Below are 15,299 nucleotides of genomic sequence, written 5' to 3'. Positions count from 1 at the left end.
CGCGCCTCCGTACCGCCGGACCGCCCGCCCGTACCGAACGTACGGGTGACGAGGTCAGCCGAGCACGGAGGCGCAGGTGGTCGGGGTCGCGCGGGCCGGGTCCAGTGCGTTGACCACCTCGTGGAAGGCGATCCGGTCGACCAGTCCGAGCGTCGCGTGCTCGGACACGTCGACCGCGCACAGGTCCTGGATCAGCACATTGCGTACGTCGGGGCCGGTCAGGAACTGGGACCGGTACGGCGTGACGATCTCGTCGTACCGCGTGGAGATGACGGTGTAGCGGACTCCGGGCACCGTGTCGCCGCCCGCGTTGAGCTTGGTGAGGAAGGGCGATCCGACGATCTGGTCGGCGAGCGCGGGGGTCTTCTCGGTCAGCAGGTCGGCCGCGCCCGGGAAGTACTCCAGCAGTTTGGTCAGCCCGAGCAGGGTGGTGCCCCGGTTGGAGGGCGCGATCCCGACGAGGGCGTTCACCTTCGCCGCGCCGCCCAGGAACTTCAGGTAGTAGCGCGGCATCATGCCGCCCTGGGAGTGGCCGACGAGATCGGCCTTCGGCGCGCCGGTGGCCGCGAGCACCTTGTCGACGTACGTGGCGAGCTGTGCGGCCGAGGCGTCGATGGGGCCCAGGCCGTTGAGCACCGGTATGCCGGGGAGTTGGCCGTAGTCGAGCGAGAAGACGCAGTATCCGCGGTTCACCAGGTACGGGGCGAGTCCGAGCCAGTTGTCGACGGAGTTCGCGAACGTGCCGTGGACGAGGACGACGGGGCGGGGATGGGCGGCGGAGGGCTTGCACGCGTAGTCGTTCCAGCCACTGCTGACGGCGGCGGCAGCGGGTACGGCGGTGGGGGTGGCGGCCACGGCGGGGGTGACCGTGACGGTCGCGGCCAGCAGCAGCGTGGCCAGCGGTCCGAACAAGCGTTTCCAGGGCAGCATCGGGCGATCTCCTTGCGGCTCAAGGGAATGGCGAGACTGTCAGCCCTGTGGCCCGGACCACACTGAGGGGTGAACTACCGTCAAGTTACGCAGGAGTAAGGTGAAGAAGGAAGTTACGCGTCAGTAAAAGATGACGGCGCACCAGACCGCCGCCCGCGGCGCCGTCCGCAGCGGCGTCCGCACCGCCACCCGCGCCTTCCGTCCACGCCATTCGCCGGTGCCTTCCGTCCGCACCGCCGCCCGCGCCTTCCGCCCGTTCGGCACGGCGTCCCGGCCGCCGGCCCGGCCCTCGGCCATTCAGCCCCCTCCCGCCTGCGCGCACCCCGCCGGGCCCGGAGCGTGAGGGCATGACTTTCGTCGACGAGGTGAAGAACGCCGTCTCCGTACGGGCCGCCCTGCTCGTCCTCGGGGTGCTCGCGCTGCAGCTCCTGTTCATCACGTCCTACGTGGGCGCGCTGCACAGCCCGAAGCCCACGGAGATCAAGGTCGCCGTCGTCGCTCCCGGTCAGAGCGCCGCCCAGCTCACCACCGCGCTGAAGGGGCTGCCGGGCACACCGCTGTCCCCGCGCACACTCCCCGACGAGAAGACCGCGCGGAAGCAGATGCTCCACCGCGACATCGACGCCGCGCTCATCGTGCGGCCGAGGTCGATCAGCGACACCCTGCTGGTCGCCACCGGCCAGGGGACCAACGAGACCCGGGCCCTGGTGAACATCTTCGAGGCCCTGGAGTCGCAGCAGCAGCGTTCCCTGAGGCTCACGGACATCGCGCCGGCCTCCGTCCGGGACGCGGGCAGCCTCTCGTCCTTCTACCTGGTGATCGGCTGGTGCGTCGGCGGCTATCTCTGCGCCGCCGCCCTCGCGATCAGCCACGGGGCCCGGCCGGCCAACCTCAGCAGGGCCGTGATCCGGCTGGCCCTGCTGGCGGTGTACGCGATCGTCGGCGGGCTGCTCGGCGCGGTGATCACCGGTCCGGTGCTGGGGGCGCTGCCCGGCAGTGTGGCGGCCTTGTGGGGGCTCGGCGCGCTCACCGTCTTCGCGGTCGGCGCGCTCACCCTGGCCCTCCAGGCGCTCTGCGGTGTGGTCGGGATCGGGCTGGCCGTCCTGATCGTGGTGATCGCCGGGAATCCGAGCTCGGGCGGCGCCTACCCGGCGCCGATGCTGCCGGACTTCTGGCGGGCGATCAGCCCCGCGCTGCCGCCGGGCGCCGCCACCTGGGTCGCGCGGTCGATCGCGTACTTCCGGGGCAACGCGGTCACGGCGCCGCTGCTGGTGCTCTCCGCCTGGGCCGTGGCCGGTACGGCGGTCACACTGGTCAGGTCGGCGTTCCGTACGAAGGACCGCCCGGAAGGACGACCGGGCACCGGCGCCCGCCCTGGCTCCGGACCAGGCACCGCCCCAAGGACCGGCACCGGCACCGGCACCGAGGGCGCGAGCCCCGCCGGGCCGTCAGCCTCCGCCTGACCGAAAGCGGGAGGGCCCGGCGCACCCTCCGGTGCGCCGGGCCCTCCGACAGGCCGTGCTGTGCGGTGCCGTACGGTCAGCCGATCTCGGCGCCGTACTCGGCGAGCGCCGCCGTCACCGGCTGGAAGAACGTCTGGCCGCCCGAGGAGCAGTCGCCGCTGCCGCCCGAGGTGAGGCCGAGCGCGGTCTCCCCGGCGAAGAGCGAGCCGCCGCTGTCGCCCGGCTCGGCGCAGACGGTGGTCTCTATGAGGCCGTTGACTATGTCGCCGTTGCCGTAGTTCACGGTGGCGTCGAGCCCGGTGACCTCACCGTCGTGCACCTGGGTCGTGGAGCCGCTGCGGACGACCTCCTGGCCGACCGTCGCGTCGCCCGCGCCGGTGATCTGCTGGCTGCTGCCGTCGTACAGGTTCACCTCGCTCGGGTGGTCCACGTCGGCGGTGTACTTGACCAGGCCGAAGTCGCTGCCCGGGAAGGTGGATTCCTCCGTCGTCCCGATCTGCGCGCCACCGGTGTCGGACCAGCTCTGGATGGACTCCGTGCAGTGCCCGGCGGTCACGAAGTACGGCTCGCCGTCCTTGACCACGTTGAAGCCGAGCGAGCAGCGCGAGCCGCCGCCCGTGATGGCGTCGCCGCCCGCGACGAGGGGCTTGAACTCCCCCGCCGTCCGCTTCAGTTCGGCCTTGGCGCCGAGCTTCTCCACAACGCCGCCGAGCTTCTCCCAGGACGCGCCCTTGACCGTACGGTCGGCCGTGACGACCACCTTGTTGGCCACCGGGTCGACCGACCACGACGTGCCCGGGACGGACGCGTCGGCGGTGAGGGTCTGCCGGGCGCTCTTCAGGTCGGCGAGGGTGTTCTGGACCAGTCTCGCCTTGCCGCCCGCCTGACGGACGCTGTCGGCAGCCCGCTCGTCGACGACGTTCACGACGAGCGCCTTGGTGGCGGCGTCGTAGTACGAGCCGGCCGCGGCGTCACCGAGGTCCTTGCCGAGGGTCGAGCCGAGGTTTCCGGCCGCCGTCGCCGTGAGGGTCTTCACGGTGAACTCCGGAGTGCCCTCGCTGGCGTTCGCATTCTGCAAGGTGAATCCCGCGGCGATCACGGCGATCGCCGCGCCGCCCGCGATCGTGGTGCGCTTCCTGGACATGCGCCGATGGTTCAACGTCAACCTCCTGTGGGGACCGTGCCGGTACATGTGGGGTGTCCTGGCACGGAGGACGAGCCGCCCACTATTCCTAGAGCCACCAGTCGCACACAAGGTCGACTTCAGGACGCTCACATGACCGACACATCGCACTCCGGCGCATTCGGCCATGGCCGAATGCGCGGTCAACGGCGTCGCGCGCGCGCGTGGGCATGGACGCTCTATGGCAGGGGCATGACATATGCCCCGGCCTCCCCGTTCCGTTTCGCGAACACCTGACGCAACCCCCATATCACCCATGGATAAGGTCTGGACCTGTCTGGAAACAGCTCCCGTCCCACCGAAACGGCTCCCGCGCCACCCGTGCGCCGAACGCGCCGGTACCACCGGCGCGTTCGCTCAGGCCGCCCTTACGCAATCAGCTCCGACCCGGGACAATCGTCCTGAACCGGGCTCTCCTACGGAGGATTCGAGCCGGTCATGGCCCGCCGAGGGGTAAGCACCACAACGGCGGGGAATGCAGGGTCACGGTGCCTGCATGGGGCATGTACATCGGAGCACGCCGGAAGAGAGGGGCAGGGGGTTGCGACGTCGGGTGCGCGCGGCGGACGGGCGGCATCTGATGGTGGAGCGTCTGGGGGACCCGCGCGGCAGACCGGTCTTCCTGTTGCACGGCACGCCGGGCAGCAGGCTCGGCCCCGCGCCGCGTGGCATGGTGCTGTACCAGCGGGGCATGCAGCTCATCGCCTACGACCGGCCGGGTTACGGCGGTTCCGACCGGCTCGAAGGGCGCAGTGTGGCCGATGTGGCCCAGGACGTGGCGACGATCGCCGACGCCCTCGGCCTCGACCGGTTCGCCGTCGCGGGCCGCTCCGGCGGGGCCCCGCACGCCCTGGCGTGCGCGGCGCTGCTGCCGGACCGGGTGACCCGTACGGCCGCGCTGGTGCCGCTCGCGCCGTGGGACGCGGACGGCCTCGACTGGTTCGAGGGCATGGCCGCCTCCAACGTCGCGGCGTACACCACCGCGGCCAAGGACCCGGCGGGCGTGGCGGCCCGGCTCATCCCGCGCGCGGACGCCATCCGTGCGAACCCGGTACAGCTGCTGGACGATCTGCGCAGGGAGCTGACCGACTCGGACCGCATGGTCGTCTCGGACGCCGGGCTCAGAAGGATGCTGCTGCGCAACTACCAGGAGGGGCTGAGCGATTCGGCGTACGGCTGGATCGACGACGCGGTGGCCTTCGCCAGCCCGTGGGGGTTCGACCCCGCCGACATCCGCACGCCGGTGCTGCTGTGGCACGGCGAGAAGGACGTCTTCTCGCCGGTCGGCCACGCCCGCTGGCTCGGGGAGCGCATCCCGGGCGCGACGGTCGTCCTGGAGCCGGCCGCGGCGCACTTCGCCTCCCTGCACGCCCTGCCCAGAAGCCTCACCTGGCTCCTGGCCGACTGAGGAGCCGCCGGTACGGTGCCGGGCGCGGGCCCGGCACCGTACTCGTACCCGTACGCCTCACACCGCCAGCGGCTCCAGGTCCCGGTAGACCCGCCGGTCGTCCCGCGCGAAGCGGGTCAGCGCGTGCTCCTCGCCCAGCAGCCTGACCAGTTCCTCCACGGTCTCCACCCGGAGCTGCGCCGCCTCGCCCTTGCGGCCCAACGCGCCGAGCGTGACACACATGTTGGAGGTGACGGCCAGCGTCTCCGGATGGCGGGCGCCCAGCGAGACGCGCAGCCCCGCCACCGCGCTCCGCTCGGTCACCAGCGCCTCGTCCAACTCGCCCAGGTCCGCCTTGGCGTTGGCGAGGTTGACCCTGCAGAAGAGCGTGTGCGGATGTTCGTCGCCCAGCACCTCCCGCATCGTCCGCAGCGCTCCGAGGAGCAGCTGCTGCGCCAACTCCGGTGCCCCGCACCCCCAGTGGAAGACGCCGAGGTTGTTGATCGCGGCGAGGGTGTACGGGTGCCGGGCGCCCGGCACCCGCAGGTACTGGTCGACGACCTCCTGCGTCAGGTCCCTGGCCGCCACCGGCTCCCCGGCGGCGAAGTGGTCGGCGGCCATGTTGAGATCGCAGGCGAGGGTGTCCGGGTTGGTGTCCGCGCCGTACTTGGCCCGGTAGCGGTTCCTGGTGGCCGTGGTCAGCCGCCGCGCGTCCTCCAGCAGCCCCGCCCTGCGCAGCGACACCGCCAGGCTCTTGGCCGCCGCGAGGGTGCCGGGGAACGCCCGCCCCATCCGCTCCTTGTAGAGGGCGTACGTCCGGCTGAGCACCGCGACCGAGTCCTCGTACCGGCCGATCTCCCGCAGGTCGCGCCCGAGGCTGGTGGCGGAGGAGAGTGTGTACGGGTGCTCGGGGCCCAGCACCTCGGTCCGCCGGTCGAAGACCTCCTGGTCCATCTCGCGCGCCTGGGCGTACCGGCCGACCATGCGCAGGTTCAGCGCCCGGTTGTTGGCGGCGGCGAGCGTCCTCGGGTGGGACTCGTGGAAGATCCCGCTGAACCCCTCGTGGGCCTCGGTCGCCAGCTCCATCGCCTTGGCGTACTCGCCGAGCGTGCCGAGGTCCATCGCGAGTCCGCTGGTGGTCATGTACGTGTGCGGATGGGTCGCCCCGAGCACCCTGCGCTGCCGGGTCAGGGTCTCCTCGTCCAGCTCCCGGGCCTCCACGTAACGGCCTTGCGAGCGGAAGATGTTGGAGAGATGGAAACGCAGGTACAGATACTGCGGGTCGTCGTTGCCGAGCGTCTCGCGCCACAGTTCGCGCAGCTCGCCGGCGAGTTCGAAGGCGGCGGGGAGATCGCCGCGCTTCCACAGGTAGCGCACCCGGTCGATCAGCAGCCTGCGGGTCTCGGGGCGCCGGCACAGGCTCGCCTCCGAGGTGATGAGGTGCGGCCAGATCGTCTGGAACCGGTCCCAGGTGCCGGGGTTGTCGATCGGCTCGTCGCCGTCGGGGCGCGCGCCCGCGAGGATCCGGTGGACGGCGTGCCGGGCGTCCCGCTGCTCCTCCTCGGTGAGCTGGGCCCGGATGATCGCCTGGACCAGCCGGTGCACCTGGATGCTGTTGCCGACCTGGTCCACCTTGGCCAGCGCGAACCGGCCGATCTCCCGGATGACCCGGCCCAGCACCAGTGTCTCCTGGAGCGAGACGTCGTACGGCTTGAGCGCCTCGATCATCTCCTTGCTGTAGAGGAGGTTCGCGGAGATCGGCTCGGGGGCGAAGAAGGCGCAGAGCTGGAGCAGCCGCACCGCGGCCGGTGAGCGCTCCTTGAGCCGGTCGATGGAGATGTTCCAGGTCGCGGCGACGGGCTCCGGGTAGCCGGCCGGCTGGTTGAGCGCCAGTACCCCGGCCGCCTGCTGGCCCAGTTGGTCCAGGTACTCGGAGACGGGTGTGGCGGTCTCCGCGATCCACGCGGCGGCCTGTTCGACGGCGAGCGGCAGGTCCCCGACCGCGGTGGCCACCTTGTCGGCGTCCACGAGGTTCAGCCCGGGGGCGCGCCGCTGGAGGTGTTCGACGGACTCCTCGCGCAGGAACACGTCGACGGGCAGCGCGTCACCGTACTGGGACCAGGTCTGGTTGCGGGAGGTGACCAGGACGTGGCCTGGCCCGCCGGGCGGGAAGTAGCGCTGGACCAGTTCGGGGTCGTCCGCGTTGTCGAACACCAGCAGCCAGCGGGTGGAGGGCACTCCGCGCCGCAGCAGGTCGACGGCCTCCATCGAGGCGGCCGCCATGTCGTCGCCGCCCCGCGCGCCGAGCCGTACGGCCAGCTCCGCGAGGGAGGCGACCACGTCGGCGGTCTGCTCCGAGGAGATCCACCACACCAGGTCGTAGTCGGCCATGAAGCGGTGCACGTACTCCAGCGCCACCTGGGTCTTGCCGATGCCGCCGAGCCCGTACAGGGTCTGCGGCTGCGGCAGGACGACGGCCATGCCGCCGCCGAGCTGGTCGCGCATCCGCTCCAGTACGGCGGAGCGTCCGGTGAAGCCGGGGTTGCGGGCCGGCGCGTTCCAGATCTTGGGGACGGTGCCGGGGAAGCGCGGCCCCGGCGCGACGGCGTCGGCGAGCTGGACGGGGCGTTCCAGGGCGCGCAGCAGCGCTGTAGTCGCCTGCGTCTCGTCCAGGCGGAAGAGGTCCACGGGGTTGCGGTCGATGTACGGGGCGGTGAGCCGTACGTCACCGACGCGCACCGGCAGCAGCCGGCGCCGGGCGCCGCCGGGGTCCTCGGAGGCGGAGCGCGAGAAGACCTCCACGGCGCGGGCGGACTTGAGGTAGGCGGCGGAGAGCAGGACGACCGTACGGCTGGCGCTGTCGTGGTGGATCGAGAGCGATCCCGTGTCGCCGGCCCGGGGCGCGGCGGGCGGTTCGGCGGAGACGTCGCGCGGTACGACGCGGAACCCGGCCCGGCTGAGGACGGATTCGATCCAGTCGGCCCACATCCGGTTCTCGGCCACGTAGCTGAGGTGGAGATCGGCGGGGAGCGCGGGCCTGCGCCGGGTGAAGGCGTCCCTGATCCGCAGCCTGGCCTCGTCGCCGACGGCGGGCATCGTGGTGACGGCGCCCTCGGTGACGTAGGCGGTGAGCCGTTCGAAGGCGGAGAGCAGGGAGTTGGAGAGCCCCGCCTCGTCCCCGAAGGTCGCCAGGGTCTCCTCGTACGCGTAGTAGGGGCGGTACGGGATCTCCACCGCGCCCCAGTAGGCGGTGAGACGTTCCCCGGTGAGCCCGGTGGGGAACCGGTCGAACTTCAGCCGGGCCAGGGCGCGTCCGGCGTCCGCCTTCTCCTTCTCGCCCTCGTCGATGCGCATCGGTACGGGGAAGATCCGGATGCCCCGGCCGGCGTACCGCTCGTCGATCTGGCGGGCCACGGCGGCGGCGCCGTCGATGGACTGGTCGCTGAGGGTGAAGCAGTCGACGAGGACGTCGGGCAGGTGGACGGTGCAGATGTCGGCGATGTCGCTGAGGCCGGTGCGGCTGTCGATGAGGACGTAGTCGTAGTGGGCCTTCATGTCCTCGCGCAGCGCGTCGAAGAAGTGGCCGCCGCCGAGCCGGTCGTAGAAGTTGTCCCAGTCGAAGGTGGAGACGGTCGCGGAGTACTCGCGGTTCTGCCGTCCCGCGGAGACGAAGTCGAGGGTGCCGCCGTCGGGGAACTCCCAGCCGAGGTGTTCCGGGGTGAGCGAGACGGCGTGCGGCTGGATCCGCGCGTACGCGCGGTGCCAGTCGTCGGGGCGCTCCGCCGGGCTGGTCGCGGCCCAGGCGTACTCGGTGATCACGTCGATGACCCCGGTGGTCGCGCCGAGGGTCGAGGGGTCGAGGAAGGGGTGGAAGAAGCGGTGCAGGCCGGGCGCTTCGAGGTCCCAGTCGACCGCGAGGACGCGCTTTCCGTTGGCGGCCAGGATCCAGGCCGTGTTGGCCAGGGCCATGGTGCGGCCCGTACCGCCCTTGTACGAGTAGAAGGTGACGATGCGTCCGTCACGACGTGCTGTCATCCGTGTCCTCCGCATCGGGCGCCAGGTCGTGCGTCTGGGGAACGTAGTGCGTCGTGGCGTACTCGGCGGCCATCGGGCCGCGCAGCCGCGGCCGTTCGATGTGGCTGCCGCCGGCCGGCGGATAGACCTCCGCGTGCCGCAGGTACTGCTGGGCCGCCGCTTCGACGACCTGGGGCAGGATCTGGCCGAAGGCCTCCATGCTGGGTACGCCTTTGGCGGCGGCCCGGCAGGCGGCGCGGCCCTGCCCCATCTTCTTGGGCATGGTCCGTTCGAGTTTCTCGCTCAACTCGGCCTGGGCCGCACGGCTCTGTTCGTCCTCGCGGTTCCACGGGACGACGACGCTCACCCAGGGCCGGTGTTCGGCGTCGAACGCGGCGAGCCGCTCGCGCTGTTCCTCGTCGTTCAGGGCCCACCGGTCGACCAGCAGTATCTCCGGCCGTACGGGGGCCTGTTTGCCTTCGTGGGGTACGGAGACCTCGTCGAACGAGACGATGTCCGCCTGGTAGTTGAGGGAGCGCACCAGGTCCCGGGCGACATACGCCAACGGCCTCGCCGAGTCGGGGTGGTAGGGGTTCCAGTCCTGGGCCATGCCCCCGTAGTAGTCGGCCGTACGGCCCTCCGGCAGGCCGTGCCGGGTGGGCGCGGCCACGGTGACCTGCATCGGGCGGGGTCCGCCGCTGGCACCGAAGGCGCTGGGCGCGCTGCGGTAGTCGACGGGGCGCCCGGGGCCTATCGCGGCGGTGTCGGCGACGCTGACGATGCGTTTGGCGAGTTCGTAGACGGCCCGCTGGTACTCGTCCTCGAAGATCCGGAGTTTGATCAGCCCGTAGAGCCCGTCGGTGACGTAGCGGTCCCCGAAGTCCCGGTGGTTGAACTGCAACCGCTCGGCGGGGCCAGGGAGTTGGCGGGCCGGTACGGGCACCCAGAGGGCCGGGACGATCGCCTCGGCCGTGGTGTTGTTCTTGGCCTGCTCGTAGATGACGCGCTGGGCGAAGGCGTACCACTCCTTGCCGCACATCTCGCTGGCGAAGTAGCGCGGCGAGAACAGCGGCACGAACACCCGGCAGGTGGCGAGCACATCGGCGAGCCGCTCCGACCAGCCCTCCCCCGACCGCATCTCCCGGTCGATGAACCCGGCCTGGGCCCCGGCCGGCAGGTCCGTCATGGCCATCACGTGCTCGGACAGGTCCCGGAAGAGCTTCTGCACCCACATGTCCGGGTCGGCTCCGGAGGCGCCGTCCCTGGGTGTATGCGCGTAGCTCAGGAAGAAATACGGCCGATGGTCGGCCGCTCGCTGCTGCGGTGACGCGTGCACACGACCCCCGTCCTGTGGTGAACACCCACGTCGTTCAACGCCTTTTTGCGGCCATCCACACCGTGGCGTGCGCCACCGCGTCCTTCATCGGGAAAAGGCGCCCGACCGCACCTCCCAGTTGTCCCTTCTGCTCAAGTCCCCAAGGGAACGCGGCTCCAATCGCCCCGAAATCACTGTCGTCGAGGTGCACATCCTCATATTCCACCCAGCGCGGTGATCCGTCCGGCGCTTTCACCACACAGTGATAAGAACGTGTGGTCGCGCCGGGCCGGTATTCGGCGAGATGGAACGCGGTGCAGGCGCCGTACCCCACGTTGACCAGCAGCACCCGCGCGTCGGCCTCGGCCAGCGCGCCGAGCGGGGATTCCGGGCCGAGGTGGCTGTGCAGCGGGTGGTCCGCCAGCAGTTCGGCCGCGCGCGCCCCGAGCGCGGCGAAGGAGCTCTGCGGGTGGGTGCTCCGTACGGCTCCCTCGCTGGTGCGTACGGACTCGGCCAGTCGGCCCATCCCCGTGGAGGGGGTGGTCCGCGCGTCGAAGGCCGGCATGTGGGAGCGGAACTCCGCGGCCTGGTGGCGGCTCAGTCCGGCGATCCGCGCCCGGTGGGCGGTGGAGGAGTCGGAGTTCTCCTCGGTGAAGGCCGGTACGACCAGGGTGCCGTCCTCCCCGAGCGCCGTCAGCAGGGCGGTGCGCAGGGTGTCGGCGTCCAGACCGGTGCCCCGCAGGGAGGCGTGGACGAGCAGGGTCGTCCCGGGGACGACCCCGAGGGTGGCCAGCTCGCGGGCCAGTTCCTCGGCGGTGGGACGGGGTTCCGTATCACGGGGGGTGTCAGACACGGTCGGCCTCCGCGTGCAAGGTGGTCAGCAGGCTCTTCCCGCCGACCGTGAGTTCCGCCGCGTCCTGAAGGGTGTCCAGCGCCCGCAGGGCGTGGTCACGGTAGCGGCGGTCGTAGGCCGCGAGGCCCACGCGTTCGTGGGCCCCGGCCAGCAGTTCGGAGAGGGGCACCGTTCTCTCCTGCCAGGGCGCGGGGCGGTGCCACGCGCCGTCCAGCGCGTAGAGGTCGGTGACCTCGGTCAGCGCCCGCAGGGTGGCCCGGCGGAAGCCGCGCAGCAGTACGGGCGCCAGGTCCCCGGGTTCGCCCGCCACGGGGACGCCCAGGGCCCCGTAGCCGTACGCGGGCCTCCCCGCGCGTGTCCGGCGCCGGGTGGGCGCGGGCGGCCCGAGGGGCGTCAGTGTGGTCAGTGTGACGGCGGCCTGCGCGGCCTGGTCGGGGACGGCGTCGCGCAGCAGCGACCAGGCCGCCGCGAGCCGGCCGCTCCAGTCGGCGGCCTCGCCCCGGCCGAGCCCCGGGTGGGCGGGGGCGTCGAAGGTGTCGCGGTACGGGTCGATGTCGTCCAGGGCGAGGTCGGGCGCCCCGTCCCGGCCGAGGCGGCGCACGGGCCGCCAGGGCCCGGTGGTCTCGTCGGCGCGGACGACCCGCAGCTCCGCGGTGCCGGTACGCACCACGAACCCCTTCTCGGCGAGGCGCACCTCGGCCTCGCCGTCGGCGCCGGGCGGGCCGAGCCGCAGCGCGCCGAGCGTGGGCAGGACGAGGACGCCGTCCCGGTGGTGGACGCGTACGGGTGTGTCCAGGCCGCCCCGGAGGACCGCGGCGGCGACGTACCTCCGCGCCTGGTGCGCGAGGCCGGGCGCGTCGGGCCGCCCGTCGCGCGCGGCGGCGATCGCCTCGGCCAGCCAGGTGCGGGTGTAGGGGTGGGCGAAGACCGCGTCGAGCCCGTCGGAGCACCGTTCGACGGCGTTGGCCAGCTCCCACGCCTCCTGCCAGGGCCCGCCGCCCCGGCCGTCCAGCGCGGCGTGCAGCTCGGCCAGCATCGAACGGGTCAACTCGTGCTGCGCGTCGACCAGTTCGGCGGGGTGGCCGAGGGCGGGCGAGACGGTCTCGGCGCGGGTCCGTGCCTCGATCCCGCCGATGAGGGCCGTCAGGTCGGCGCAGTACACGGAGGGGTTGTCGAAGCCGCCGGGGGCCGCCCCGGGCCCCGGCCGGTAGCGGTGGGTGTAGAGGCCGCCGCCGCAGGAGCGGACGACCGGGCACCGCCGGCACTCCTCGCTCACGCCCGCGAGCCCGAGCTGTCTGCTCCGTACGCCGGGGTGGGCGGCGACCTCGTCGAGGGTGTGGGTGAAGACGTCGAACCCGGTGGCGGCGGCGCCCTCGTAGGCGCTCTTGAGGGAGTCGACCTGCTCCAGGGTGCCGTCGGTCTCGACGACGACGAGATCGGTGGGGGCGAGGCCGAGCGATTCGGTGAGGCTCGGGCCGCCGGTCAGGGTGGAGAGCACGGAGTCGAAGAGGCGTACGGGCATCGGCCGGCCCTGTGCGTCCCAGCGGTCGAAGACGGCGAGCAGCCAGTCGGCGTACGCGGTGGGCGAGCCGTCCGGGCGCGGCGGCGGCTCCTCCCAGGTGGCGTGCGGCAGCAGGAAGTCGATGCGCGGCGGATCGAGCGCGGCCAGCGCGTCGTACACGGTGACGGGGTCGTTGGCGACGTCGATCGTGCAGAGCAGGCCGAGGTCGAGGGGGCGGTAGCGGTCCTGCCGGAGGAGTTCGACGGCCTTGAGGACCAGGGGGTGGCTGCTGCGGCCGTCCGCGAACCTGCGGTGCCGGTCGTTGGCCGCGCGGTCGCCGTCGAGGGAGATGCCCACCCGGACGCCGAACTCCGCGAAGAGGTCGAGGTAGCGGGGGGAGAGCTGGAGACCGTTGGTGTGGATGCGCAGGTCGAGGTCGGCGACGCCGTCGAGGGCGGCGGTCAGTTCCTCGCACACGCGCCTGAGCCGGGCGGGGCCGGCGAGCAGTGGCTCCCCTCCGTGCAGGATCACTGACACGGAGGGCAGGGCGTGGGTGGTGGCATGCTCGGCCAGTCGCTGAGCTGTCCGGGTCATCGCTTCGTCAGAGATCGCTTTGGGGCGGGTACGCCAGCTCTGATCCGCGTGTTCATAGATGTAGCAGTGGTCGCACGCAAGATCGCACCTGCTGTGGACCTTCAGAACGATCTCGCGGAAGGGGACCAGGGGTCCTGTCATTCCGCCAGTCTAGAGCGCGTTCCGTAGTCGGGAGCGCCGCCGGAAGCGCCGTCAGTGAGCCGACTAGAGCGCCGAGTTGAAGCTCGACACACGCGCGACACGGCCGCTGGGCATGGGCAGTACACGGCCGAGCTTCTTGGCGACACCGGCGTCGCGTACATCGATCTCTGCGAGAGGGACACGGATCTTCTTCGCGGTGGCGAAGACGACAGAGGTCTGAGAGGTCACGGCGGCCGTCCTTGGTCATGTCGGTCGTACAGGAGACACCGCACCGTTGCAGTGTCAGCGGCTCGACTTTACTCTCATGAACTCGTGCGGCAACTCGGCGCGTGGGGACGAGACGAAAGCGTTGCCGGGGGTTCACGAACGGGTGCGGGACCGACCGTTCCGCTGATCGAGTGACACCTGATCGAGTGACAACAAAACAGCAGACGGGGGCGCGCATGGCCGACTTACGCGGACCACTGCACAGCATGGTCTTCCGAAACGCTGATCTGCCGGTTCTCTTCCATCACGCGGACGCGATCGCCATCCGCCGCCAGCGCGAAGCGGTCAACGCCACCCGCCGCCAGCTCCTGCTGCTGGTACTGGGTGCGCTGCTGACGTCGCTGCCCTGGCAGGGGAAGATCGGTGGTTCATTCCAACTCGTGAGCGCCTTCGGCGCGTTGGCGTACGCGGGTGTGCTTCTGGTCACGTTCCGCTCCGCGGGCCAGCGAGCAAAGTCGCATTGGCAACTCAACCGCTCGGCGGCGGAGTTCATCAAGTCCCTCTCCTGGCGGTACGCGGTGCACGGCGCGCCCTTCGACTCCGGGGTCGCCGGAGCCGCCGAACTGTTCGCCGGCCGTATGGAGGCGGGGCTCGCGGAGTTGCGGAAGGTGGGCTGGGAGGACCCCCGGGAGAGCCCGCCGGAGGCGGCGGATTCCGGGCGGGGCGCCGCCGGGGACCTGATCACACCCGCGATGCGGATGCTGCGGAACAAGCCCTTCGGCGCCCGCAAGGAGACGTATGTCAGGGACCGGCTGATCGAGCAGCGGAACTGGTACCACCGCAGAACGGTCGTCTCGCGCCGGGCCACCACCCTCTGGTCGGCCACCATCGCGCTGCTGACCCTGCTGGCCCTGCTGCTCACCGTCCTGCGGACGTTCTCGGTCACCGACTCCGGTGCGGTACTGGGACTGTTGTCGGCGTCGGCGGCGGCCTGTCTGGCGTGGAGCGAGATCCGCCGGCACCAGCCCCTCATCTCCGCCCACTCGTTGGTGGAGGAGGACCTGGCGGCGATGCACACGGCGATGGAGACGATGGTCACCGAGGAGCAGTGGGCGAACGCGGTGTACGAGACCGAGCGCATCGTCTCCCCGCAGCACACCGACTGGCTCGTACGCCACCGGAGTTGAACCCGGGGCGAAGGCGTGGAGCAGGTCGCCTCAGGCCCGCTCCACGCCCTCGCACCAGATCACCGTGACCGGCTTCCCGCGCTCGCGCGCGTAGCGCACGATGTCGCCCGTACCACCGGGACCGCGGGCCGGGCGGCCGTCCCAGACCGCGAGCAGCCGGTCGCAGTTGTCGGCGATGTAGGTGCCCGCCGCGTAGTACGCCTCGTCGGTGGAGTGCGGGTAGGCCATCCGGACCTCCAGGGTGGCCCGGTCCTTGAGCCGCCGGTAGCCGTCGAGTTCGGCCGGGTCCTCGAAATCGTCCTCGTAGTCGCCGCTGGGGATGACCACGGTCAGCTCGGCGCCGTGGTCCAGCGCGAGAACGGCGAAGAGCTGGTCCGCGCCCACCGCGAGGCTGGAGAGCGCCTCCATGGATCCCCCCTGGCCGTGCAGTACGGCCGCGATGGCGCCCCTGATGTGCGCGTACGCCTCGGCCGGGATGTTCCGGTGGCCGGTCACTCCGATGCGTTTCACTGCTTCACGGCCCC

11 protein-coding genes are annotated in these 15,299 nt (G+C 71.6%); 3 read left to right on the top strand and 8 right to left on the bottom strand.

All coding sequences use genetic code 11. The features are described from left to right. Positions 1-54: 54 nt before the first annotated feature. The gene (locus ACFXPL_RS19100) at positions 55-930 is read right to left on the bottom strand and encodes an esterase/lipase family protein (RefSeq protein ID WP_384920375.1); all 876 of its coding nucleotides are present in this window, start codon (positions 928-930) and stop codon (positions 55-57) included. Positions 931-1,277: 347 nt separating this feature from the next. Between ACFXPL_RS19100 and ACFXPL_RS19095 the strand changes: the two genes are divergently transcribed. After that, entirely contained in the window at positions 1,278-2,393 is a 1,116-nt protein-coding gene (locus tag ACFXPL_RS19095) for an ABC transporter permease (RefSeq protein ID WP_384920373.1), read from the top strand. A gap of 76 nt (positions 2,394-2,469) precedes the next feature. Here ACFXPL_RS19095 and ACFXPL_RS19090 read toward each other — a convergent pair whose 3' ends face one another. Beyond that, entirely contained in the window at positions 2,470-3,585 is a 1,116-nt protein-coding gene (locus ACFXPL_RS19090) for a S1 family peptidase (RefSeq protein WP_384920370.1), read from the bottom strand. A gap of 532 nt (positions 3,586-4,117) precedes the next feature. On the opposite strand from ACFXPL_RS19090, the gene ACFXPL_RS19085 reads away from it, so the two are divergent. Next, positions 4,118-4,984, top strand: a complete 867-nt coding sequence (locus ACFXPL_RS19085) for an alpha/beta fold hydrolase (protein WP_384920367.1) — start codon at positions 4,118-4,120, stop codon at positions 4,982-4,984. A 57-nt stretch (positions 4,985-5,041) separates the two neighbouring features. On the opposite strand, the gene fxsT is transcribed toward ACFXPL_RS19085, so the two are convergent. The 5 genes from fxsT to ACFXPL_RS19060 form a co-directional block, all read right to left on the bottom strand. Next, positions 5,042-8,998, bottom strand: a complete 3,957-nt coding sequence (gene fxsT / locus ACFXPL_RS19080; RefSeq protein ID WP_384920364.1) for an FxSxx-COOH system tetratricopeptide repeat protein — start codon at positions 8,996-8,998, stop codon at positions 5,042-5,044. Continuing rightward, the gene (gene fsxC, locus ACFXPL_RS19075; protein ID WP_384920361.1) at positions 8,982-10,313 is read right to left on the bottom strand and encodes an FxsC protein; all 1,332 of its coding nucleotides are present in this window, start codon (positions 10,311-10,313) and stop codon (positions 8,982-8,984) included. The genes fxsT and fsxC overlap by 17 nt, the downstream gene beginning before the upstream one ends. Before the next feature lie 34 nt (positions 10,314-10,347). Beyond that, the gene (locus ACFXPL_RS19070) at positions 10,348-11,145 is read right to left on the bottom strand and encodes an aminoglycoside N(3)-acetyltransferase (protein ID WP_384920358.1); all 798 of its coding nucleotides are present in this window, start codon (positions 11,143-11,145) and stop codon (positions 10,348-10,350) included. Further along, entirely contained in the window at positions 11,138-13,381 is a 2,244-nt protein-coding gene (gene fxsBH / locus ACFXPL_RS19065; protein ID WP_384920356.1) for a radical SAM/SPASM protein FxsBH, inactivated beta-hydroxylase extension form, read from the bottom strand. Before fxsBH ends, ACFXPL_RS19070 begins: the two co-directional genes overlap by 8 nt. Before the next feature lie 63 nt (positions 13,382-13,444). Then, positions 13,445-13,609, bottom strand: a complete 165-nt coding sequence (locus tag ACFXPL_RS19060; protein WP_384920353.1) for an FXSXX-COOH protein — start codon at positions 13,607-13,609, stop codon at positions 13,445-13,447. 245 nt (positions 13,610-13,854) lie between these two features. On the opposite strand from ACFXPL_RS19060, the gene ACFXPL_RS19055 reads away from it, so the two are divergent. After that, complete coding sequence (locus ACFXPL_RS19055) at positions 13,855-14,775, top strand: DUF4231 domain-containing protein (RefSeq protein WP_384920350.1); 921 nt, start codon at positions 13,855-13,857, stop codon at positions 14,773-14,775. Positions 14,776-14,805: 30 nt separating this feature from the next. On the opposite strand, the gene ACFXPL_RS19050 is transcribed toward ACFXPL_RS19055, so the two are convergent. Continuing rightward, on the bottom strand, positions 14,806-15,285 hold the full coding sequence (locus ACFXPL_RS19050; protein WP_384920347.1) for a hypothetical protein: 480 nt from the start codon (positions 15,283-15,285) through the stop codon (positions 14,806-14,808). Between the last annotated feature and the right edge of the window lie 14 nt (positions 15,286-15,299).

The organism is Streptomyces sp. NPDC059092, assembly GCF_042756365.1.
In the GTDB taxonomy this organism is placed as follows: Bacteria; Actinomycetota; Actinomycetes; order Streptomycetales; family Streptomycetaceae; genus Streptomyces.
The sequence above is the reverse complement of the archived record's forward strand: the minus strand, read 5'-3'. Positions and strand labels throughout refer to the sequence as shown.

Bases quoted from the DNA above. Each gene is read 5' to 3' on its own strand.
- ACFXPL_RS19100 (WP_384920375.1), bottom strand. From the start codon at position 930: ATGCTGCCCTGGAAACGCTTGTTCGGACCGCTGGCCACGCTGCTGCTG.
- ACFXPL_RS19095 (WP_384920373.1), top strand. From the start codon at position 1,278: ATGACTTTCGTCGACGAGGTGAAGAACGCCGTCTCCGTACGGGCCGCC.
- ACFXPL_RS19090 (WP_384920370.1), bottom strand. From the start codon at position 3,585: ATGTACCGGCACGGTCCCCACAGGAGGTTGACGTTGAACCATCGGCGC.
- fxsT (WP_384920364.1), bottom strand. From the start codon at position 8,998: ATGACAGCACGTCGTGACGGACGCATCGTCACCTTCTACTCGTACAAG.
- fxsBH (WP_384920356.1), bottom strand. From the start codon at position 13,381: ATGACAGGACCCCTGGTCCCCTTCCGCGAGATCGTTCTGAAGGTCCAC.
- ACFXPL_RS19055 (WP_384920350.1), top strand. From the start codon at position 13,855: ATGGTCTTCCGAAACGCTGATCTGCCGGTTCTCTTCCATCACGCGGAC.